Annotated in this window: 22 protein-coding genes; 3 read left to right on the plus strand and 19 right to left on the minus strand. The window is 61.1% G+C overall.

Annotation, left to right across the window (positions count from 1 at the left end; genetic code table 11):
• Positions 1–16 precede the first annotated feature (16 nt).
• On the minus strand, positions 17–1,222 hold the full coding sequence (locus tag BFQ00_RS02060; RefSeq protein ID WP_065932487.1) for an acetyl-CoA C-acetyltransferase: 1,206 nt from the start codon (positions 1,220–1,222) through the stop codon (positions 17–19).
• Between the two features lie 647 nt (positions 1,223–1,869).
• On the opposite strand from BFQ00_RS02060, the gene BFQ00_RS02065 reads away from it, so the two are divergent.
• A complete protein-coding gene (locus BFQ00_RS02065; protein WP_065932498.1) occupies positions 1,870–2,676 on the plus strand; it encodes a c-type cytochrome in 807 nt (268 codons plus the stop codon).
• A gap of 125 nt (positions 2,677–2,801) precedes the next feature.
• Here the strand turns inward: BFQ00_RS02065 and BFQ00_RS02070 are convergent, their stop codons facing one another.
• The 13 genes from BFQ00_RS02070 to BFQ00_RS02130 form a co-directional block, all read right to left on the minus strand.
• Entirely contained in the window at positions 2,802–3,605 is an 804-nt protein-coding gene (locus BFQ00_RS02070) for a transglutaminase family protein (RefSeq protein ID WP_065887805.1), read from the minus strand.
• A 28-nt stretch (positions 3,606–3,633) separates the two neighbouring features.
• Positions 3,634–5,052: a circularly permuted type 2 ATP-grasp protein gene (locus tag BFQ00_RS02075; RefSeq protein ID WP_065887804.1), complete on the minus strand. Its 1,419-nt coding sequence runs from the start codon at positions 5,050–5,052 to the stop codon at positions 3,634–3,636.
• Between the two features lie 453 nt (positions 5,053–5,505).
• Entirely contained in the window at positions 5,506–5,847 is a 342-nt protein-coding gene (locus BFQ00_RS02080) for a ribonuclease E inhibitor RraB (RefSeq protein WP_057721151.1), read from the minus strand.
• 217 nt (positions 5,848–6,064) lie between these two features.
• The gene (locus BFQ00_RS02085) at positions 6,065–6,325 is read right to left on the minus strand and encodes a hypothetical protein (RefSeq protein WP_065887803.1); all 261 of its coding nucleotides are present in this window, start codon (positions 6,323–6,325) and stop codon (positions 6,065–6,067) included.
• Between the two features lie 79 nt (positions 6,326–6,404).
• The gene (locus tag BFQ00_RS02090; RefSeq protein WP_065932488.1) at positions 6,405–7,010 is read right to left on the minus strand and encodes an START domain-containing protein; all 606 of its coding nucleotides are present in this window, start codon (positions 7,008–7,010) and stop codon (positions 6,405–6,407) included.
• Between the two features lie 41 nt (positions 7,011–7,051).
• Positions 7,052–7,306: a YkgJ family cysteine cluster protein gene (locus BFQ00_RS02095; RefSeq protein WP_065887801.1), complete on the minus strand. Its 255-nt coding sequence runs from the start codon at positions 7,304–7,306 to the stop codon at positions 7,052–7,054.
• A gap of 160 nt (positions 7,307–7,466) precedes the next feature.
• Positions 7,467–7,958, minus strand: coding sequence for a translation initiation factor 2 (locus tag BFQ00_RS02100; protein ID WP_065932489.1), 492 nt, complete (start codon positions 7,956–7,958; stop codon positions 7,467–7,469).
• 94 nt (positions 7,959–8,052) lie between these two features.
• Positions 8,053–9,492, minus strand: a complete 1,440-nt coding sequence (locus BFQ00_RS02105; RefSeq protein ID WP_065895461.1) for an aminotransferase-like domain-containing protein — start codon at positions 9,490–9,492, stop codon at positions 8,053–8,055.
• A 649-nt stretch (positions 9,493–10,141) separates the two neighbouring features.
• Entirely contained in the window at positions 10,142–10,945 is an 804-nt protein-coding gene (locus BFQ00_RS02110; protein ID WP_065932490.1) for an OmpA family protein, read from the minus strand.
• Positions 10,942–11,304, minus strand: coding sequence for a DUF4398 domain-containing protein (locus BFQ00_RS02115; protein ID WP_083208133.1), 363 nt, complete (start codon positions 11,302–11,304; stop codon positions 10,942–10,944). Before BFQ00_RS02115 ends, BFQ00_RS02110 begins: the two co-directional genes overlap by 4 nt.
• A 9-nt stretch (positions 11,305–11,313) precedes the next feature.
• A complete protein-coding gene (locus BFQ00_RS02120; RefSeq protein WP_065932491.1) occupies positions 11,314–12,129 on the minus strand; it encodes a substrate-binding periplasmic protein in 816 nt (271 codons plus the stop codon).
• Between the two features lie 72 nt (positions 12,130–12,201).
• Complete coding sequence (locus tag BFQ00_RS02125) at positions 12,202–13,131, minus strand: electron transfer flavoprotein subunit alpha/FixB family protein (protein ID WP_065898126.1); 930 nt, start codon at positions 13,129–13,131, stop codon at positions 12,202–12,204.
• 2 nt (positions 13,132–13,133) lie between these two features.
• A complete protein-coding gene (locus BFQ00_RS02130; RefSeq protein ID WP_024076934.1) occupies positions 13,134–13,883 on the minus strand; it encodes an electron transfer flavoprotein subunit beta/FixA family protein in 750 nt (249 codons plus the stop codon).
• 506 nt (positions 13,884–14,389) lie between these two features.
• On the opposite strand from BFQ00_RS02130, the gene BFQ00_RS02135 reads away from it, so the two are divergent.
• On the plus strand, positions 14,390–16,054 hold the full coding sequence (locus BFQ00_RS02135; RefSeq protein ID WP_065932492.1) for an electron transfer flavoprotein-ubiquinone oxidoreductase: 1,665 nt from the start codon (positions 14,390–14,392) through the stop codon (positions 16,052–16,054).
• Positions 16,055–16,114: 60 nt separating this feature from the next.
• On the opposite strand, the gene BFQ00_RS02140 is transcribed toward BFQ00_RS02135, so the two are convergent.
• Positions 16,115–17,008: an AraC family transcriptional regulator gene (locus tag BFQ00_RS02140; RefSeq protein WP_065932493.1), complete on the minus strand. Its 894-nt coding sequence runs from the start codon at positions 17,006–17,008 to the stop codon at positions 16,115–16,117.
• Between the two features lie 181 nt (positions 17,009–17,189).
• On the opposite strand from BFQ00_RS02140, the gene BFQ00_RS02145 reads away from it, so the two are divergent.
• Positions 17,190–18,242 (plus strand): NAD(P)-dependent alcohol dehydrogenase, encoded by a 1,053-nt coding sequence (locus tag BFQ00_RS02145; RefSeq protein ID WP_065932499.1) that lies wholly within the window; start codon positions 17,190–17,192, stop codon positions 18,240–18,242.
• Here BFQ00_RS02145 and BFQ00_RS02150 read toward each other — a convergent pair whose 3' ends face one another.
• The 4 genes from BFQ00_RS02150 to BFQ00_RS02165 all read right to left on the minus strand — a co-directional run.
• Positions 18,243–19,046: an IclR family transcriptional regulator gene (locus BFQ00_RS02150; protein ID WP_065932494.1), complete on the minus strand. Its 804-nt coding sequence runs from the start codon at positions 19,044–19,046 to the stop codon at positions 18,243–18,245.
• A gap of 187 nt (positions 19,047–19,233) precedes the next feature.
• On the minus strand, positions 19,234–20,199 hold the full coding sequence (araH, locus tag BFQ00_RS02155; protein ID WP_065887792.1) for an L-arabinose ABC transporter permease AraH: 966 nt from the start codon (positions 20,197–20,199) through the stop codon (positions 19,234–19,236).
• A gap of 19 nt (positions 20,200–20,218) precedes the next feature.
• Positions 20,219–21,718 carry an L-arabinose ABC transporter ATP-binding protein AraG gene (gene araG / locus BFQ00_RS02160; protein WP_065932495.1) on the minus strand — a complete coding sequence of 500 codons (1,500 nt, stop codon included), beginning with the start codon at positions 21,716–21,718 and terminating at the stop codon, positions 20,219–20,221.
• Positions 21,715–22,637, minus strand: a 923-nt coding sequence (locus BFQ00_RS02165) for a substrate-binding domain-containing protein (protein ID WP_065932500.1), incomplete at its 5' end; no start/stop codon positions are given. The genes araG and BFQ00_RS02165, both read right to left, overlap by 4 nt.

Consider the following 22,637-nt stretch of genomic DNA (forward strand, 5'->3'; position numbering starts at 1 on the left):
GACAGTGTCCTTGGGCTCAAAGGCGTTCGATGATGGTGGCGATACCCATGCCACCGCCGACACACAGGGTGGCCAGGCCGTAGCGCTGCCGACGCACCTCCAGCTCGTCGAGCAAGGTGCCGAGGATCGCGCAGCCGGTGGCGCCCAAGGGGTGGCCCATGGCGATCGAGCCGCCATTGACATTGACGCGGGCGGCGTCGATGCCCATGTCCTTGATGAATTTGAGCACGACCGACGCGAACGCTTCGTTGACCTCGAACAGGTCGATGTCCTCGACGCGCAGGCCGGCCTTGGCCAGCGCCTTGCGGGTGGCCGGTGCAGGGCCGGTGAGCATGATGGTCGGGTCGGTGCTGGTGACGGCCGTGGCGACAATGCGCGCCCGTGGTTGCAGGCCCAGTTCGCGGCCCTTGGCCTCGGAGCCGAGCAACATCAACGCGGCGCCATCCACGATGCCGGAGCTGTTGCCCGGCGTGTGCACATGGTCGATGCGTTCCACATGGCTGTAGACCCGCAGCGCGGTAGCGTCAAAACCCATCTGGCCGATCATTTCGAAGCTGGGCTTGAGCTTGCCCAGGCCCTCGAGGGTTGAGTCGCCGCGAATGAATTCGTCATGGTCCAGCAGCACGATGCCGTTCTGGTCCTGCACCGCGATCAGCGACTTGTTGAAGGAACCGTCTGCCCGCGCCCTGGCGGCTTTCTGCTGCGACTGTAGGGCAAAGGTGTCCACGTCCTGGCGGGTGAAGCCTTCCAGGGTAGCGATCAAGTCGGCACCAATGCCCTGAGGCGTGAAGTGGCTGTGCAGGTTGGTTTGCGGGTCGAGTACCCAGGCGCCACCGTCGCTGCCCATCGGCACGCGGGACATGGATTCGACGCCGCCGACCACCACCAGATCTTCAAATCCGGAGCGTACTTTCATTGCCCCCAGGTTTACCGCCTCCAGGCCCGAGGCGCAGAAGCGGTTGATCTGCACGCCGGCAACACTGACGTCCCAGTCCGCGACCAGCGCGGCGGTCTTGGCGATATCGGCGCCCTGATCGCCCACCGGGGTGACGCACCCGAGGACGATGTCATCCACCTGGCGGGTGTCGAGGTCGCAACGCTGCGCCAGCGCGGTGAGCAAACCGGCGACAAGGTTTACCGGCTTGACGCTGTGCAGGGCACCGTCGGCCTTGCCCTTGCCACGGGGCGTGCGTATCGCATCAAAGATCAAAGCTTGGGTCATGATGTCCTCGAACCACAGTGGGCGTATGCCCTTACCTTAGGCCCGATTGACACGGTTTCAATGACGGATGCGCTCATTGCTTTTGACCCCCTCGCTCGGACGAACGGTAGGCAGCTATGGGAAACCCCGGGTTAATCGTTTTAGCTGTCTAGCCTTGGGGTTGGCGCCAAGATGGCACTAGGCCTCATGCCGTTTTAAGCAGAAAACGTGATTAGTTGATATGAAATGGATCTAAGCGCCGAAGAACGAGGGCTCTAAGGTTGAATCTGTAAGAAGCTGCTGCCGGGTTTTGCTGGAGCCGCTGTAAGAAAAATGTCACGCCAGATCGCGATACTTGATTAACAGGCACGCATTTGACGCTCAGGAATAACAACAAAAGGCAGTCAGCCATGTTCAAACATTCGAAAGTACGTCAGGCGGGACTTATTCTGTTCGCCACCACACTGATTCTGATCTTGCCCAATTTAACCAAGGTTATCGGGTGACGACGCGAGCGACCTGTTGCGCGCACCCACAGCGTCGGGACTGCAGCTTTTGGCAGCACCTGCCGGGACATTGCGAATAGCGGTCCCGTTGCGGGGGCTGTCTTTTTGCGTGCGGATTTGCGCTATCGTGCCTTTTCCGCCACTGCGAACCCGGACTATCCCTTGAAATCGATCCTCGCCTTCGTTGCCCTGCTGCTGGCCCTGCCCGCCTGGGCCGCGCAATTGACCATTGAACTGGACCACGCCAGCAAGACCTGGCAGACCACGGACCTGCTCAAGCACCCCGACGCGCAGACGGTGCAGGTTGTCGATGATGTTTCCTACAAGCGCACCATGACCTATCGCGCAGTGCCTTTGGCGGTTCTCCTGAAGGGCCTGAACCCTGCGAGCCATCTGCAAGCAGTCGCCCTTGACGGTTTTGCCGCTGAACTGGCCGCCGCGCCGCTGCTGGAAAAAAACGGCGCGCGCGCCTGGCTGGCAGTGGAAGACCCGGCCCATCCCTGGCCCGCCCTGACGCCAGGCAAACCGAGCGCCGGGCCGTTCTATCTGGTGTGGACCGACCCGCAGGCAGGGCATGTCAGCCCGGAGCAGTGGCCCTTCCAGATCTCCAGGATCAAGCAATTACAGACGGTCGCCGAGCGCTTCCCCGCCTTGTTGCCCGACCCGACGTTGCCGGCGGATGACCCGGTCAATCAAGGCTTTGCGCTGTTTCAGAAGAACTGCCTGGCCTGCCACCGCCTTAATGAGGCCGGCGATGCACAGGTGGGGCCGGATCTGAATATTCCCTACAACCCCACTGAATATTTCAGCGGCGATTTCCTCAAGCGGTACATTCGCGACCCGCAGAGCCTGAGGCACTGGCCGCAGGCGAAGATGCCGGCGTTTGCGGCCAGTGTGTTGCCGGACGACGAGTTGGATCTGCTGGTGGGGTACTTGCGGCATATGGCGGGGCGCAAGCAACAGCCTTGAGGGTTGCGCAGATCAAAATGTGGGAGGGGGCTTGCCCCCGATGGCAGGGGGTCAGACACAGATGCTGTGACTGACACTCCGCCATCGGGGGCAAGCCCCACATTTGAACTGCGTTCAGTCGCTGATTATTGTTGCTGGACAGAGATCACCGGAGTCGGCGCCACGAACACCTTGGCATGCATCTGCTCATGCCCGCCCCCACGGCGCATGCCGCGCACCGGGCAGGCATCCAGATAGTCCAGGCCCACGGCCAGCTTCAAGTGCCGCTCCGGCCGGGCCAACTGGTTGGTCACATCAAAACTGTACCAGGCGTCATCCAGCCAGGCTTCGGCCCAGGCATGGCTGGCCAGGTGCGTAGTGTCTTCGGTGTACAAATACCCTGATACATACCGCGCCGGAATGCCCAGGCTGCGCGCGCAGGCCAGGAACGCATGGGTATGGTCCTGGCAGACGCCCGCGTGGCCGGCGAAGGCTTCAGCCGCGCAGGTGTCGACCTGGGTGGCGCCCGGCGTGTAGCGCATCGATTGGTTCAAGGCCTGCATCAGGTCGATCAGGGCCGTGCGGTCACGCCGCTGATGGCAGTGCTGCCGGGCAAAACCGCGCAGGGCTTCGTCGGGCTCGGTCAGGCGCGTGCAGCGCAGGAACGGAAAGGCCGACTGGCTCTCATGTTCGGCCTCGCGCAGCTCGTCGATATCCACCTGGCCACGGGCGCCGATAATGATGGAGTCGTGAGGTTCGTCCAGCGTCAGCACATGCAAAATGTTGCCGAACGGGTCCACTTGCGCCCGCACAGGGCGCGGCAGGTCAAGCTGCCAGCTGAGCACGTGCTGGCGCTCGCTGTCGTGGGGCGTCAGGCGCAGATACTGGATGCTGGCGCGCACCTGGTCTTCGTAGCGGTAAGTGGTTTCGTGGCTGATGGAGAGTCTCATGCCGCCTCCAGGGGGGAACAGTTTTTAATCAACACAGGTCATCCTCGACCACCCAGGTGTCTTTGGTGCCGCCGCCCTGGGACGAATTGACCACCAGCGAACCTTCGCGCAACGCTACGCGGGTCAGGCCACCGGGCACCACGCGTGTTTCCTTGCCGGACAGCACGAACGGGCGCAGGTCGATATGCCGCGGCGCGATGCCGTTTTCAACAAACGTCGGGCAGGTGGACAAACACAGGGTGGGTTGGGCGATATAGGCGTGGGGCTTGGCCTTGATGCGTGCGCGGAACGCCTCGATTTCCGCCGCCGTGGACGCCGGGCCCACCAACATGCCGTAGCCGCCGGAGCCCTGGGTTTCCTTGACCACCAACTCGGGCAAGTGGGCCAGGACGTGGGACAGTTCGTCGGGCTTACGGCATTGAAACGTCGGAACGTTCTGCAGGATCGGTTCTTCATCCAGGTAAAAACGGATCATCTCGGTGACGAAGGGGTAGACCGATTTGTCATCCGCCACCCCGGTGCCGATGGCATTGGCCAACACGACATTGCCCGAACGGTAGGCGGCCAGCAGGCCCGGCACGCCGAGCATCGAGGCCGGGTTGAAGGCCAGGGGGTCGAGAAACGCGTCGTCGAGACGGCGGTAGATCACGTCCACCGCCTTGGGACCGTCGGTGGTGCGCATGAATACGCGGTCATCGCGCACGAACAAATCGGCGCCTTCCACCAACTCCACGCCCATTTCCCTGGCGAGGAAGGCATGCTCGAAAAACGCACTGTTGAAGCGCCCCGGGGTCAGCACCACCACGCTGGGATTATCCAGGGGGCTGGCGCTTTTCAGGGTGTCGAGCAACAGGTTGGGGTAATGATCAATCGGCGCAATACGCTGGGCCGCGAACAGCTCCGGGAACAGGCGCATCATCATCTTGCGGTCTTCAAGCATGTAGCTGACGCCGCTCGGCGTACGCAGGTTGTCTTCCAGTACGTAGTAGGTGCCGTCGCCATCGCGAACGAGGTCGACCCCGGAGACGTGGGAATACAGATCACGGTGCAGGTTCAGGCCCTGCATGGCCAACTGGTATTGCTCGTTGGCCAGCACCTGTTCGGCGGGAATGATCCCGGCCCTGATGATGCGTTGTTCGTGGTACAGGTCGGCGAGGAACATGTTCAGCGCCTTGACCCGCTGGATACAGCCGCGCTCGACCGTTCGCCATTCGCTCGCCGGGATGCTGCGGGGGATGGTGTCGAAGGGAATCAAGCGCTCGGTCCCTTGCTCGTCCCCATAAAGCGTGAAGGTGATCCCTGCACGATGGAACAGCAAATCGGCCTCGCGCCGACGCTGGGCCAGCAGTTCGGCAGGGGTATCGGCCAACCATCGGGCGAACTGGCGATAATGGGGCCGGACCTGCCCTGCCCCATCGTACATTTCATCGTAATAAGTGCGGATCATGCCGTACTCCTTGTCACCCGGACGCAAGGACCTTCGCAAGGCCCGTGCCAGCGGCATAAACACTTGAAAATCAAAAACCTGGACAACCCTGGGATTCTCGCTGCACCGTCCTGGTGCGCGTAATCACCGGAGTTTCGCCGCACGCTTCATGGCGATGCGACCTCTGACTATCACCAGCATAGTCAGAGTTGATTTCACTGCCCGCCCGCACCTGCGGATAATCGTCTCCATCGGCTGAAAAGGACATGTCCTACAGCTAAACCCTTTGCACAGCCAGTACCGTGTCAACTCGTGTACTGATCGGCTCCTCGATCTTCCCTTTCAGCCACCCTATTCGGGTGGCTTTTTTTTGGGCGCACACAAAGCGCGCTGCACGTTGCGAACATTGACGGGCAGCTCAAACAAAATCGGCCGACCCAAAGGTCAGCCGATGTGCTGTGTTGCTCATAAACGCTACATGGGTAACCCACGCACCTCCTGCTTGACGCCCCAGCCTTCGATGATCCCGCCAAGCGGCTCTACCACTGCCTCAAAGTCCTGCTCGAAGTCTCCTATACCGTCGTAGGTTGCAGACATGATTTTGCTCAACTCCAGGTACCAGGCACCATCGTCGCGTGCGCTGACCTGGGCGTTCAGCGATTCTCCACGAAATCGACCCGCAGCCCTGCGCGCCCGTTCTTCATCAGGAAAAATGGCGTAGAACTCGATGGGGTGAAAGCGTGAGAAGTCGAAGCCGCCTTCTTTCATGCGGCGCAGAACGTTGGTGCTGATGTCTTCTTGATAGGCTGTGCTCATGAAACGTCCTCCTCAGACTGATGGATAGACTTTCCGTGCTTCCTGAAGCTGAAGCCCGCGCGCTACTGGCGCGGGTACCACGGCAATGACCACCGCAGGAAAACAAGCATGTAGCTGACAAGACCAGACCTGAGCGATTGATTCGCTGATCTCGATTGCAGAGTAGCGCGAAGCTACCACCTGCACCAGAGGCGCAAAGATGGCATGCAGGGAATATTCAGGCGGCGGGTTCGACCCTGAGGTCTTTGATACCATTTTGGTCGTGCAAGCTCTTGACCGTAGGATCGGGAACACGATCGGCAAGATCGTTGAGGTCCAGCTTTTCCAATACCGGCGACACGCGTATGCGCACCATCTGTGCGGCCTCTTCCAGCGTCGGCTCATGATCGCAGTCAAATTGCTCGACTACCGGCTCACCACGGTCATTGATGAAAGAAATGTTCCACTTCGGCATCGGTGCCTCCTCGATAAAACCCATGTGTGGGCTCACATCTATCTGGACCTTGAGGGCTCACCAAACGTTCCACTCAAGGCAGGAGGCACAGGATTCGCCGCGCTTACTTCTCGGCGCGTTCCTTCAGGGCTTTCAAGGTGTTGAACGGTGCGTCCACCACAAACTTGTTGGCCAGCCACGACGGCACGCTGCCGCCCGGCTCGGTGTGCACCTGGTAGGTCACTTCGGTCTCGTTGGCGCCTTTGGGCACCAGTGTCCAGGCACCTTGCACCTGGGCGACCCGCACATAGCCTTTTTCTTCAGGCTTGTAGGTCGGCACACCCTCCAGTTTGCGGGTGACGGTACCGTCAGCGGACCTTGTGGTGGTGACATGGATGTACGAATCACGGTCCGTCACCGGGAACGGCGCCTTGAACTGGGTGTAGGTCCAGGCCTCATCGCCTTTCTTGTCGACGAGCTTTTGCGATTTGCACTCATGAATCCACTTGCAGGCGCCTGCTACGTCCTCCTGCAGCGCAACGATCTTCGCCACTGGCGCCTTGATCACCGTCACCCCGCGATAGGCCTTGTACTTGGAACCGGCCACTTCACTCAGGGACACCTTGATCCCGTCCTCGTCCTTGGCCACTTGCCAGTCCTCGGCCTGGGCAGCACCGGCGAACATCATTGTAAAACCACAGACCACAGCCATTCGTTTCAGCGAACCCATCGATGTATTCCTTATTGTTGAAGTTCCGATAGTAAAGCCCATCAAGCCGCCGTCATCTGCTCCCACCAGCCGATCAAGCGGATCGCATCGGCCTGGTCGTTGCCGCAGACGTCGATATCTGCCTTGAAATCGCTGCACACTGCCGGCCGCTCCGGTTGACCGAACAACTGGCACAGTTGTTCGATCGACAAGTGCAGGCAGCGAACGCCCGCAGGTTTGCCCTGGGGCATTCCCGGCAGCGGCGAACTGATGGAGGGGGCGATGCAGCAAGCGCCACAGCCTTCACGGCATTTCATGACCAGCAGGTCCTCGACGACTCAATGGGATGGCCGGGCTAGAGTACGCCCTTAAACAGCCGTTTTAAAATGGTCCTACAGGGGTTTTTCGCACAAAACAAAGATGACTGACCAGTCTGCGACAGATGGTCAGGGCCGTGGGTCACCGATGATCGAACGTTTATCGCTTGAATTCGAAATCCAGCGCGGCACCTTCCACATCACGCCGCTCATCGTTACGCAATTGCAGCTTCATCTCGTTGCTGAGCAAGCGGCCATTGATCTGGAATGCGCTGTTGTCGGAAGGTTTTTCACTGAACATTGGCGGCAACAACGGCACGCTCTTGGGCTTGGGCATGGTGCCGATGGGTTGCAACAGCCTGACCATGTTCGATGGCAACGACAGGTCCAACTGTGCCGGTGGCAGTTTGGTCTGGGCGACTTCGCGAGCGGACTTGGACTTGCTCGCCACGGGTGCGCGCTTTTTTGACTTGGCGGTTTTTTTCTTCGTCTGCGGCGCTTTCTTTACCGGTGCCGGCTTTTGCCCGGCGGCGTCCTGCCCGGCGCTTGCGGCGGGCTGGGATTGCGCGACCGGCGATGCCGCCAGCGCAGTGCCAGCGTTGCACAGGCCTAACAAGCCAACTATCCAGACAACGCGAAAAATAGAGGTCATATCGCCAACAGCATTAACGGCAGAAGGCCATATGCTCGCTTGTTGTGCGGATTATGACAAGCATGGAGATCAATCCTGTCCCCTTTTACCCCCCTCAAATACCCGCCGCCGTCTCCTGGCACAACTGGCTGGCCAGCATTCCCAGGGTCATCAGCGCACGCTCTGCTTCGCGGTTCCACGGGGTGCCGCAATTGAGCCGGATACAGTGGTTGAACTGTTCCGTATTACTGAAGATCAGCCCCGGTGCGATACTGATGCCCTGTTGCAGGGCGCGCACGTGCAGTTCCTGGGTATTGACCCTTCCTGGCAAACTGACCCACAAAATAAAGCCGCCGGTCGGGCGGGTCATCTGTGTGCCTTCCGGAAAATACTGCTGCACCGCCAGTTGAAAAGCGCTGAGGTTCTTGCGGTATTCCTGGCGGATGTAACGCAGGTGCCGGTCGTAACCGCCATTCTCCAGGTAAGCGGCAACGCCCATCTGTGTGACGCTGCACGCCGAGTGGGTGCTGAACATCTGCAGACGCTGGATTTCCTGCTGGTACTTGCCGGCAATCATCCAGCCGATGCGCACGCCGGGGGACAAGGTCTTGGAAAAACTCGAGCAATAGATGACCCGGTCAAGACGGTCATAGGCTTTCAGGGCCTTGGTGCGACCCAGTTCGAACATCAGCTCGCCGTAGATATCGTCCTCGACGATCTGGATATCGAAATCCGAGGCCAGGCGCAGTAACTGTTTCTGCCGCTCTTCGGGCATGGTCCCGCCCAAGGGATTGCTCAAGCGCGTGGTCAGCACCAACGCCTTGATGGACCACTGGTTGGCGGCCAGTTGCAGGGCCTCAAGGCTCATGCCGGTGGCCGGGTCACTGGGGATCTCGATAACCTTGAGGCCCAGCAGGTCGGCCAGTTGCAGCAAACCGTAATAGGTCGGTGACTCGGCGGCAATCAGATCGCCGGGGCGCGTCAGCACGCGCAGGGACATCTGCAACGCGTCGACGCAGCCGTGGGTGATCACCACTTCGGAGGGGTCCACCACCACACCGGCATCGCGCATGCGAATCGCCACCTGGCGGCGCAGCGGTTCAAAGCCGGGGCTGAACATGTAGCTGAACGCGCGCGGGCTCTGGAAGCGTGTGACCTTGGCCAGTTGCTGGTGCAACGCCCGGACCGGCAGGTAATCCACACTCGGCACCGCCGCGCCCAGGGGGAATACGCCTTCGCGGCGCGACTCGACCAACACTTGCTGGATGATGCTGCTGCGGGTGACCAACCCCGGACGTTCAACCCGTGCGATATCCGGCGTCGGCGCCGTGAGTGCCGGTGTCTGGTGCACGTAATAGCCCGATTGCGGCCGCGCCCTGATCAGCCCCTGGTCTTCCAGGTTGGCATAGGCCTGCAGCACCGTGGCATGGCTCACATTGAGCTGGGAGCTCATCTTGCGCACCGAAGGCACGCGCTCCCCCGGCTGATAGACACCCCGCCGGATGTCCTCAGCCAATTGCTGGGCAATACGTTGGTAGAGCAACAGATTGGTCATGACGCAGCACTCGATTTCACGGGTATTTTATTTTTGTGTGAAACATACCGGCACAGTTTAGAAGTGTACGGGGACAGTTGCCACAATAGTCGAGCACGGGCCGCAGTGACAGAAAAAACTGTAAGGGCGTACACCTGACGAAATGTGGGAGGGGGCTTGCCCCCGATGGCGGCCTCTGGCCGACCAGGATGTTGGATTGGACCGAGTACATATCCGTTTCTGCGGTCACGGCTGGTATGGGTTCCGCCCTTACGGCGGCTCACTTTTGAAAAGCGCAAAAGTAAGCAAAACGCTCTTGCCCCACCACTCGGCACCTCGCCCAGGCTCGGTGTGCCTGAACGCAGGCTTGAATCCGTGGGCCGCCGCAATGGGCCATCCATGGCCCAGTGCGGCTAACCCGGCGTCCTGCCGGGTTGCCCACGGATTCAAGCCTGCGTTCGGCCAGCGTGGTTTAACGGGGCGCCTGAGATCAAGATCAAAAGCAGATCAAGATCAAGAGCGACTCGCTTCGCATCGTGGTTACGGTTGGGCGCTACAGAGTTGTGTAGATGCCTATGCCCCGATGAGGGAGTGTCAGTAGGCACATCTGTGACTGGCCCCCTGCAATCGGGGGCAAGCCCCCTCCCACATTTTGATCCGGGCCTGGTTCTTAGCGAGCGGCGCCCAGTTGGCCTTTTTCGTCGGAGAACACAATTTCCACCCGGCGGTTCTGCGCACGGCCACGCTCGGAGGCATTGGCCTCCACCGGGTACTTGTCGCCATACCCCTCGACCTGGATGCGTTTTTCGTCGATGCCCAGGTCAATCAGCACATCTGCCACCGACTGGGCACGGTCACGGGACAGGTTCAGGTTGTCGCGTTCGCCCCCGGTATCATCGGTGTAGCCCTCGATGCGCACCTTGCGCCTGGGGTTCAGTTGCAGGAACTGCACGACCTTCAACACCGTACGGTTGGCCGAATTCTGCAACTCGGCTTCGCCGGTATCGAACAAGACATCGCCCAGGGTCATCACCAGGCCGCGCTCGGTCTGGGTGGTCAGGCTGGCGATTTGCTGTTCGACCCACTTGCCCTGCTGCTGCACGCTGGCCAACTTGCTTTCACGCAAGGCCAATTGCAAGCGCTGGCGTTCCAGCTCGAGTTTGGCAAGGCGCTCGGCGTTCAGCCCCTGCTCGGTGTGTTCCCGGGCGATGGCACTGTAGCGTTGGCTCAGGTAGGCGTAATGCACCACGTCGGCGCCGCTGCCCCAGTAGCTGGAGAGGCGATCGGCACGCGCCAGGGACTCCCCGGCGCGGATCACATCCTTGGGCGCGAAGCGCAATACATTGGCGTCTTCCTTGACCGACTGAAAGTCATTGCCGGCCTGTTGCAACGCCTGCTCGCTACTGGGCTGGCTGGCACAGCCGCCCAGCACCGCGCTGCTCAGCAGTAACGCCACACTCACACCACGGATCATTGGGCTTCTCCCAGCTGCAACTGCTTGCGCAGGCGCGCGATGCGCGTGTTGACCACGTTCAATTGTTCCTGGCTCTTGCCGGTCAGCACTTTGGCCTCGGCCAGACGCGCATCCAGTTCAGCCTGTTCGGCGCGCATGCGGGCGTGTTTGTAGGACTGGTCGGCCATGTTGCCCTGGGCTCTGGCAAATTTTTCTTCGGCCAGTTTCAGCTCGGGCGATTCATCGGTATTGGCGCCCACTGCGTTGGCTTGCTCCAGGGCTTGCTGGGTCAGGCGCATTTGTTCAATCGGCGCAGGATCGGTGGCACATCCCGCCAGGGCGACAACGGCCAGGGCCGCGAAAAGAGGTCGAAGAGTCACTGAAAATCCCTACTTTGTTGGGGTACCGACGGGTTGTTGCAATTGCGCCTTCCAGCGCTCGAGATTGCGCTGCAACGCGGCTTCCGCGGCACCGGACGCGGGCAATTCTGTCATCTTTTTGGCCAGCTGTCCGCGCAGCCACGGATCATTGCAGGCCGAATTGTGGGAGATGGCCAGGTACAGGCCGGGCCGGTCGATCGGCACTTCGCGCGCGACCAGGTCATTGTTCATGCCCAGGGTCTGGGCCATGGCCATGCCGGAATAGCGGCTGGCGAGCACATAGTCCACCTCCCCCAGCAACAGTTTCTGGAAGGCTGGCGTCAGGTTGGGCAGACGCTGCAAGGTCAACTGCTCACCGGCAAAGGCATCAAACCCGGCACTCAGGCGAGCGCGCTCCGAGGCGGCGCCCTTATGGCCGTGCAAGTCGGCAGCGGTGGTGTAGACCAGGGGCGAGTCCCTGCGTGTCCACACCAGGTAATCGATCTGCATCAACGCCGGGTGGATGTAGTCGAGGTTTTCCAGCTCGCCGAGGTTCAACGGCGCATCGGCGAGGATATCCATGCGCCCGCTGCGCACTTCCTCCAGGGCCATGGAGCGCTTGCCGCCGTAAAGCAGGTCGATTTTCAGGCCCAGGTCCGTGGCTACTTGTTGCAGCACATCGGCGGTGGCGCCGATCAGGTGAGTCGGGTCCTGCGGGTCGCGCCACAGCAACGGCGGTGCATCCGGACTGCCGGTAATGACCAGGCGCTCGCACTTGCCGGCCGCCAGCGACAAGGTCGGCAGCAGCGTAAGGCCCAGCAGCGGGATCAGGGAACGCAGTTGCATGGCGAGGTGCTCCTACACGTCAAAAAAAAGCCCGGTCACAAGACCGGGCTCTTTATAAGTGAAGCGACTGGATTAGACCAGCTTCTCCAACTCGGGAACGGCTTCGAACAAGTCCGCCACCAGGCCATAATCAGCCACCTGGAAGATCGGTGCTTCTTCGTCCTTGTTGATCGCAACGATCACCTTGGAGTCTTTCATACCGGCCAAATGCTGGATCGCGCCGGAGATACCGACCGCGATATACAGCTGCGGCGCAACGATCTTGCCGGTCTGGCCGACCTGCATGTCGTTGGGTACGAAGCCTGCGTCAACGGCTGCGCGGGACGCGCCGACCGCTGCGCCCAGCTTGTCGGCCAGGGCGTACAGGTGCTTGAAGTTATCACCGTTCTGCATGCCACGCCCGCCGGAAACGACGATCTTGGCAGCGGTCAGCTCCGGGCGATCCGACTTGGCCAGCTCTTCGCCGACAAAGCTGGAAGTGCCAGCGTCATGGGCAGCGGCGACGGCTTCAACGGTAGCCGAACCGCCTTCAGCGGCCACCGGGTCGAAGCCGGTGGCGCGCACGGTGATGACCTTGACCGCAGCGTTGGACTGCACGGTGGCGATGGCGTTACCGGCATAGATCGGGCGCTTGAAGGTGTCGGCGCTTTCGACCGAGATGATCTCGGAGATCTGGTCAACGTCCAGCTGCGCGGCAACGCGTGGCAGGATGTTTTTGCCGTTGGAAGTGGCGGCAGCGAGGATGTGGCTGTAGCCGGCGCCCAGCTCTGCAACCAGCGGCGCAACGTTTTCCGGCAACTGGTGCGCGTAAGCAGCGTTGTCGGCGTTGAGCACTTTGCTCACACCGGCGATTTTCGCAGCGGCTTCAGCCACCGGGCCAGCGCCCTGACCGGCTACCAGTACGTGGATGTCGCCACCGATTTTAGCGGCAGCGGCCACGGTATTCAGGGTGGCCGGGGCCAGCACCTTGTTATCGTGTTCGGCGATTACGAGGATAGTCATGTTCAGATCACCTTCGCTTCGTTTTTCAGTTTCTCGACCAGTTCAGCCACCGACTTGACCTTGATGCCGGCGCTGCGTGCAGCCGGCGCTTCGACTTTGACGGTCTTGTTGGTGGAGGCGGTGGAAACGCCCAAAGCGTCCGGAGTCAGCACTTCAAGCGGCTTCTTCTTGGCTTTCATGATGTTTGGCAGGGACGCATAACGCGGCTCGTTCAAACGCAGGTCGGTGGTGACGATGGCCGGCAGTTTCAGGGAAACCGTCTGCGCGCCGCCGTCGATCTCACGGGTGACCGCAACGCTGTCGCCGCTCACTTCCACTTTGGAAGCAAAGGTGCCCTGGCCGTAACCGGTCAGTGCAGCCAGCATCTGACCGGTCTGGTTGTTGTCGCTGTCGATGGCTTGTTTGCCAAGGATCACCAGTTGCGGCTGTTCCTTGTCGACAACGGCCTTGAGCAGCTTGGCCACGGCCAGGGAGGTCAGCTCTTCGGCGGACTCGACCAGGATGGCGCGGTCGGCGCCCAGCGCCAGGGCGGTACGCAATTGCTCCTGGGCAGTGGTGGGGCCGATGGAAACCACGACGATCTCGGTCGCCACGCCTTTCTCTTTCAGGCGTACGGCTTCTTCCACGGCGATTTCACAGAATGGGTTCATCGACATCTTGACGTTAGCAAGGTCGACGCCGGAATTGTCCGCCTTGACGCGAACTTTCACGTTGTAATCGACAACGCGTTTGACAGCTACAAGAACCTTCATGGATTCCTCGTTACTCTCCGGTGAAAAGAAAGTCGCCTAGGCGAACCTGGCGGTTGATGCTCATCGGCACACAAGGGCACCTCCAAAAACCTCGGCGGATGACCTTGCTCACGGGAAGTGATGACCGTTCGTCAGGGGTGACTGAGAGGTCATTCTTTATCGCAGCATGTAAACTGCGCGCCAGTGTCCGGGCACGCGTCACCTGTCTTGCTTTTGGACGTGCTCTTGAAACCTGCAGTCTGCCTACGGTCAGCGCAAAACCGACCGTATATTGACCGGAACGCCTATTCTGGTCAATACGGCAAAATGGTCAGTCATAAGCCGCGTTGCTTTGATTTACCTAGCCTGCGGGCAATTCAAACAAACGTTTGTATTGGACGCTGCCAGTGGTGTAGATATAATGCGCCACCTAGAGAGAAAGGTGAGTCGTGCCGTTGCCGCATGACACTACCGAACCTCCACCCATTAGAAAAAAAGCCTGTTGAGCCTTGAGTAGGAGATAGCCTGTGGAACGCGAATACATGGAATTCGACGTGGTCATCGTCGGCGCCGGCCCGGCGGGCCTGTCCGCCGCCTGCCGACTGAAGCAGAAGGCCGCCGAAGCCGGTAAGGAAATCAGCGTCTGCGTGGTCGAGAAAGGCTCCGAAGTGGGCGCACACATCCTCTCCGGTGCCGTGTTCGAACCACGCGCCCTGAACGAACTGTTCCCGGACTGGAAAGCACTCGGCGCCCCGCTCAACACGCCGGTGGTGCGTGACGACATCTATGTACTGCGCAGCAGCGATACCTCCACCCGGGTTCCCGACTTCTTTGTGCCCAAGACCATGCACAACGAAGGCAACTATATTATTTCCCTGGGCAATCTGTGCCGCTGGCTGGCCCAGCAGGCCGAGAACCTGGGCGTGGAAATCTACCCAGGCTTCGCCGCCCAGGAAGCGCTGTTCGATGAAAACGGCGTGGTGCGCGGCATCATCACCGGTGACCTGGGCGTGGACCGCGAAGGCAAGCCCAAAGAAGGCCTGTATACCCCGGGCATGGAGCTGCGCGGCAAGTACACCCTGTTCGCCGAAGGCTGCCGCGGGCATATCGGCAAGCAACTGATCCAGCGCTTCAACCTGGACAGCGACGCCGATGCCCAGCACTACGGCATCGGCCTCAAGGAAATCTGGGAAATCGATCCGGCCAAACATCAGCCGGGCCTGGTGGTGCACACCGCCGGCTGGCCGCTGGACATCATGGGTAACGAGAACACCGGTGGCTCGTTCCTGTATCACCTGGAAAACAACCAGGTGGTGGTCGGCCTGATCGTGGACCTGTCCTACAGCAACACCTTCCTGTCGCCGTTCGATGAGTTCCAGCGCCTCAAGCATCACCCGGTGCTGGCCCAATACCTGGAAGGCGGCAAGCGCATCAGCTATGGCGCCCGCGCGATCTGCAAAGGCGGCCTGAACTCGCTGCCCAAGATGGTCTTCAAGGGTGGCGCGCTGATCGGTTGCGACCTCGGCACCCTGAACTTCGCCAAGATCAAGGGCAGCCACACCGCGATGAAGTCCGGCATGCTCGCCGCCGACGCGGTAGCCGACCGCCTGTTTGCCGAATCCGAAGGCGGTGACGAACTGACCGCGTATGTCGACGGTTTCAAAGCCAGCTGGTTGTACGAAGAACTGTTCGCCAGCCGCAATTTCGGCCCGGCGGTGCACAAATTCGGCGCCATCGTCGGCGGCGGCTTCAACTGGCTCGACCAGAACATTTTTGGCGGCAAAATTCCTTTCACCCTGCACGACATCAAGCCGGACTACGCCTGCCTCAAGCTGGCCAAGGACAGCCAGAAGATCGACTACCCCAAACCCGACGGCAAGCTGAGCTTCGACAAGCTGAGCTCGGTGTTCATCTCCGGCACCAACCACGAAGAAGAACAGCCGTGCCACCTCAAGCTCAAAGACCCGAGTATCCCGATCGGCACCAACCTGCCGCTCTACGATGAACCGGCGCAGCGTTACTGCCCGGCCGGCGTGTATGAGGTGGTGACTAAAGAAGACGGCGAAAAGCGCTTCCAGATCAACGCCCAGAACTGCGTGCACTGCAAGACCTGTGACATCAAGGACCCTTCGCAGAACATCACCTGGGTGACCCCGGAAGGTGCGGGTGGGCCGACTTACCCGAATATGTAAATCAAATGTGGGAGGGGGCAAGCCCCCTCCCACATTTTGACGCCAGAGTGTCAGCAAGATTCAGGCGGCCCGTTCTTCGCCGGGGTTACGCAGGAAGTAGCGTTTATACTCGCGACTGAACTGCGACGTACTCTGATACCCCACGCCATGCGCCGCCTGCGCCACGCTCACCCCCTCCACCAGCAGCAGTTGCTGGGCCTTCAATAGCCGCAGGCGCTTGAGATACTGCACCGGCGATAACAAGGTGCAGCGCTTGAAGTGTTCGTGGAAGGTCGACGCACTCATGTGCGCAAAACCGGCCAGCGTCTCGATATTCAGCGGTTCGGCGTAATGGGCATGCAGGTGGTTCAGGGACGTGGCAATCCGCGAAAACTGCCCTTGCTGTTCCACCAATGCACGTAACACATCGGCCTGTGGCCCACGCAACGCGGTGAACAATAATTCACGCACCCGCGCCGGCCCCATGATCCGGCTCTCCAGCGGATCGTGCAGGCACTGCAACAGGCGTTCGACGCACCCGCGCATGGCGTCATCGAGCACCACCGAACTCATCGACTCCAGGGTCTGCGCCGCCGGCGGTGGTCCGGCTTGCATGCCCATCGCCATGACCAATTCCCCCAGCACCACGCGATCAATCCCGACCGTCACGCCGAGCAAAGGCGCTCCGGGGGCCATGGCAAAGGTCTCGCACTCGAACGGCACCGGCATGGCCTGGATCAGGTAGTGACCGGCGCCGTACTCCAGCGTACGCGGGCCCAGATAGGCGACCTTGCTGCCCTGAGCCACGAACATCAGGCTCGGCTCGTAGATCTGCGGCCCACGCGCCACGTCGCAACTGGCACGCAACACCTTTACGCCAGGCAAGTGAGTCGGCGAAAAGCCGTCGCGGGAGGCAAGCCCCTCGATCAAGGAAACCAGGGTGGCGTTAGCGTCGAGATGGCGGGTCAACAGCATGGCAAAAAACTTCGCGAAAAAGGGATAAGAACATCATCGCAGGTCTGGCGCCACCTGCATCCAAACAAGGGGCACTGTCGGACGAATAGGCATGAGACTCGGAGCAATCGCCATGGCCGCACGCAAGGTCGGTGAGGAAAATGGCCCGCCTCACTTTTCAATGCATTTGCGAGGTTTCCTCATGTACACCGCGATCGGTTACGCCGCCCAGTCGGCCACCACTCCCCTCGCCCCCATGTCGTTTGAACGCCGCAGCCCGCGCGCCGATGACGTGGCCATCGAGATTCTTTACTGCGGCGTGTGCCACTCCGATATCCACCAGGCGCGCAACGAATGGGGCATCGCGGTGTACCCGCTGATGCCCGGCCACGAAATCGTCGGCAAGGTCACTGCCGTCGGCGCCAGCGTCACCTCCCATAAAGTCGGCGACCTGGTGGGCGTGGGCTGCATGGTCGATTCGTGCCGCCACTGCGACGCCTGCAAATCGGATCTGGAGCAATACTGCCTCGAAGGCCCGACCATGACCTACGCCACCCCGGACCGCGTGGACGGCAGCAACACCATGGGCGGTTACTCCGACAGCATCGTGGTCAGCGAACACTTCGTGGTGAAGATCCCGGCCAAGCTCGACCTGGCCAGCGCTGCGCCGATTCTCTGCGCGGGCATCACCACTTACTCGCCGCTCAAACACTATGGCGTGAAGGCCGGTGACAAGGTCGGGATTCTCGGCATGGGCGGCCTGGGCCATATGGGTATCAAGTTCGCCAAGGCCATGGGCGCCGAAGTGACGCTGTTCACGCGCTCGGCGAGCAAGGCCGAAGAAGGCCGTCGCCAGGGTGCCGACCATGTGATCGTGTCCACCGATGCCGAACAGATGAAAGCCGCCGCCGGGCATTTCGACTTCCTGCTCGACACCATCCCGGTGCAGCACGACCTGAACCCCTACCTCGACGTGCTGCGCTTTGACGGCGTGCATATCCTGGTCGGCCTGATCGAGCCGGTGGACCCGCCCGTCAATGCCGCCAAACTGGTATTGGGCCGCAAAGTGCTGGCCGGCTCGTTGATCGGCGGCATTGCCGAAACCCAGGAAGTCCTGGATTTCTGCGCCGAGCACGGGATTACCTGCGACATCGAGATGCTCGACATCCGCCAGATCAATGAGGCCTACGCCCGCATGATCGCCGGCGATGTGAAGTATCGCTTCGTCATCGACATGGCGACCCTGAAGGCCTGATCAGGCCTTCGCGCCCAGTTGTGCCGAGAGCCGGGCCGCGACCTGTTTGATCACAGGGATCAGCTCGGCCATTTTCTCCAGCGGCATGTAGGGCACGGTACTGGCGATGCTGATGCCGGCGACGATTCGCCGGCTGGCATCGCGCACCGGTGCCGCGACGCAACGGATCGACGGTTCGTTGTCTTCCAGATCGAACGCATAACCGCCCACCACGTATTCATGCATGCGCTGCTCGAACTGCGCCCAGGACTGCTCGGGGTGCTGCGGCCATTGCAGGTTCTTGCCCCCCGCCGGCAGGCTGACGTCGTACAGGCGCTGCCATTCCTCCACGCTGTCATCGAGCATCAACGCCTTGCCGATGCCGGTGCGCGCCAGCGGCATGCGATGGCCCACCCGCGAGCGCATTTCCGGACCGTTGCGGCCGGGGTTCTTGTGCAGGTAGAGCACTTCGTCGTATTCGCGAATCGCCAGGTGGATGGTGTCGCCGGTGAGGGCCGACAACTCGTCCAAATAGGGCACGGCCAGGTTTACCAGCGGCAGTTCTTCGCGCGCCTGGAACCCCAGTTCGATCAGCTTGGGCCCCAGCAGGTAACCGACTTGCGGTACCACCCGCAGGTAACGCTCATCCACCAGGCAACTGGCCAGGCGGTGGGTGGTGCTGCGGGTGGTACCGATACGGCGGGCGATCTCTTTCAGATCCCGCGCACCGGCCGCCACCGCCTGCACCACGCCCAGGCCACGCAGCAGGGTCTGGGTGCCGGTGGGGGCGGTGTCTTTGACGGGGAAGTGAGCGTTTTCCTGCATATCGGGCCTATTGGGAAGTACGAAAACGGCGCCATTATGGCAAAAGCTGCCCTTCTGAACACAGGGCATCCAATGTGGGAGGGGGCTTGCCCCCGATAGCGGTGGGTCAGCTTGCACCTCTGTCCACTGATAGACCGCCATCGGGGGCAAGCCCCCTCCCACATTTTGATCCTTATATGGCCTGGGATCAGCGTTGCTTCATGCGGTCGATGATGACGGCCAGCAACAGGATCGAACCGCGAATCACGTACTGGTAAAACGTGTCGATGTTCTTCAGGTTCATCGCGTTCTCGATGATCGCCAGAATCAACACCCCGGCAATCACATGGCGGATCATGCCGATACCACCGCTCAACGACACCCCGCCCAGCACGCACGCCGATATCACGGTCAGTTCGAAACCCTGGCCGATCATCGGCTGGCCGGAGGTCATGCGCGAGGCCAGGATCACCCCGGCCAGTGCGCCGATCAGGCCGTGTACGGCAAAGATGATGATCTTGGTGCGATCAACGTTGACCCCCGCCAGCAGCGCCGCTTCCTGGTTACCGCCGATGGCCATCGTGTTGCGCCCATAGGTGGTGTAGTTGAGCAACCAACCGAAGAACACAAAGCACAACACGGTAATGATGATCGGCACCGGCACGCCCATCAGTTGGCCGTTGCCGAACACGAAGAAGCCTTCATCCATCACCCCCACCGCCTTGCCGTTGGAGAAGATGTAGGCCAGGCCGCGCACGATCTGCATGGTCGCCAAGGTCGCGATCAGCGCGTTGATGCGCAGCTTGGCAATGACGATGCCGTTGATCAGCCCCACCACCAGGCCCATGGCCAGGGCCGCCGACACGCCGAGCATCACGCTGTCGGTGTCGCGGATCACGATGCCCGCCACCACGCCGGCGCAGGCGATCACCGAGCCCACCGACAAATCGAAGTGCCCGGAAGCTAGGCAGAACAGCATGGTGCAGGCGGCGATGCCCACCGTGGAAATCGCCAGGCCCAGGCCGCGCATGTTCAGGGGTGAAAGGAAGTTGTCGATGAACAGCGCACTGAGCACGAAGATGCCCAAGGCGGCCAACAGCATCACCCAGTCATCGAGAAACTTGCGTTGATTGAACCCTGGCCAGAAGCCTTTTGCCGTTTTTACCTGAGACATACCTGCGCCCTCTTGTTCTTCAAGCCCGCGTACGCGGAAGTGCCAGTTGCAACAGTCGTGCTTCATCCGCCTGGTCGCGAGGGAGCTCACCCGTGAGGGCGCCTTCGCTCATCACCAGGATGCGGTCGGAAATGCCCATGACTTCCATCAGGTCGCTGGACACCACGATCACCGCAATACCCTGGGCCGCGAGGTTGTGGATGATCTGATAGATCTCCGATTTGGCGCCGATATCGATACCGCGTGTGGGTTCATCCAGCAGCAGCACTTTCATCGGCATCGACAGCCAGCGGCCGAGAATGGCCTTCTGCTGGTTGCCGCCGGACAGGTACATGATTTTCTGCTCGGCGCTCGGCGTCTTGACCTTCATGGCCTTGATTTGCCCGTCGGCGTTGCCCTTCTCCCAGCCATCACGCAGCAGCCAGCCGAACGCCGAATGCGCGCCCCGGGCACTGATGTTGATGTTTTCAGCAACGCTGGACAGCGGAATGATGCCCTCCTTCTTGCGGTCTTCCGGGCACAGCAGCACGCCGGCTGCGATGGCATCGCGCGGTGAGCGCAACTGCAGCGGCTCACCGCACAACTCCAGGCTGCCGGCACTGGCACGCTCCAGGCCGCTGAGCAGGCGGAACAGTTCCGTGCGCCCTGCCCCCACCAAGCCGAACAGGCCGAGGATTTCGCCTTTGCGCACGTTGAAACTGATCGGTTCGCGCAGGCCGGGACCGAGCAGACCGTCGACCTTGAGGGCCACTTCGCCGTGCTCGCGCGGGCGATAGTCGTAAATGTCCTGGATATCGCGGCCGACCATGCAGGTCACCAGTTGGTCGTGGCTCAGTGCGCTCATGTCCTCGAAGGTGCGCACGAAGCGCCCGTCCTTGAACACCGTCACCGCAGTGCAGATACGGAACACTTCTTCCATGCGGTGCGAGACATAGAGCACCACTTTGCCCTCATCGCGCAGGCGCGCAATGATCGCCATCAAGCGATCAATCTCACGCGCAGAGAGGCTGCTGGTCGGCTCATCGAAGGCAATCACGTGGGCGCCACGGGACAGCGCCTTGGCGATTTCCACCAATTGGCGCTGGCCCAGGGACAGGCGGCCGAGCTTTTCCTGGGGATCGATTTCATCGGCCAGGCCCTTGAGGCACGCCAGCGCCTGCTGGCGCAGCACGCTGCGGTTGACCACGCCAAAACGCGACGGCAGATGCCCGAGGAACAGGTTCTCGGCCACGGTCATTTCCGGCACCAGGTGCAGCTCCTGGTGGATCACCGCCACGCCGCTGGCAATGCTGTCGGCGGCGTTCTTGAAGGCCATGACCTGCTCGCCGATCTGCACCGTGCCGCTGCTGGGAATATAGGCGCCGCCGAGGATCTTCAGCAGCGTCGATTTACCCGCACCGTTCTCGCCCATCAGGGCGTGCACTTGCCCCGGGTGCGCGGTGAAGCTGATGCCATCGAGCGCCTTGACCCCAGGGAAGGTTTTGCCGATACCGTCAAAACGCAGGGCCGCAGCGGTCATTTCCACAGCCCGATCTTGGTCAGTTCTTCCTGGAAGTTGGCGCGGGTGATCAGGGTCACTTCGTCCATGGCGGTGTATTTGGCGGGCTCTTTACCGGTGGTGACCCACTCGTACATCGCCAGCGCGGTGTTGTAGCCCTCGATATGCGGGCTTGGCAGCATCGAGCCGAAGAAGCCGCTGTCGGCTTTCTTCAATTCGCCGATGGCGTCGGTGCCATTGATGCCGATGCCGATCACGTTGGCGGCCTTGAAGCCGGCGCTTTCAGTGGCACGTACGCCACCGAGCACGGTGTTGTCGTTCATGCCGCCGATGATCAGGTTTTTCGCGCCGCTGGGCAGCTTGACCAGGGCCGAGTTGGTGGCGTCCATGCTGCCGGGCACGTCGAGGGTTTTAAGCGCGGCGGTGAGGATGTGGTCCTTGGGAATGCCGGCTTCTTCCAGGGATTTGATCGAACCGTCGGTGCGTTTCTTGCCGGTGTCGAGTTCGTTGAAGGTGTTGATCACCGCGTAGGTGTCCTTCCAGTCCCAGCCGCGTTTTTTCGCTTCGGCGGCCATGGCGGCGCCCTGCTTCTGGCCCACTTCAAACGCGGCCATGCCCAGGTACGGCACGTCCTCCATGAAGTTGCCCTTGGCATCGACAAAGCGGTCATCCACGGCCATCACTTTGAGGCCGTTGACCTTGGCCTTGGCGACAATCGCCGGGCCGAGGGACACATCCGGCGGGCAGATCACAAAGCCCTTGGCGCCGTTGGCGGCCAGGCTGTCGATGGCCGACAGGGTTTTCTCGCCATCCGGCACGGCGATCTTGATCACGGTGAAACCGTGCTCCTTGCCGGCTTTCTCGGCGAAGGCCCATTCGGTCTGGAACCAGGGTTCTTCGGCCTGTTTGACCAGGAAGCCGATCTTCACTTCTTCAGCGG

It is taken from the genome of Pseudomonas sp. 28 E 9 (genome assembly GCF_900004785.1).
Lineage (GTDB): Bacteria > Pseudomonadota > Gammaproteobacteria > Pseudomonadales > Pseudomonadaceae > Aquipseudomonas > Aquipseudomonas orientalis_A.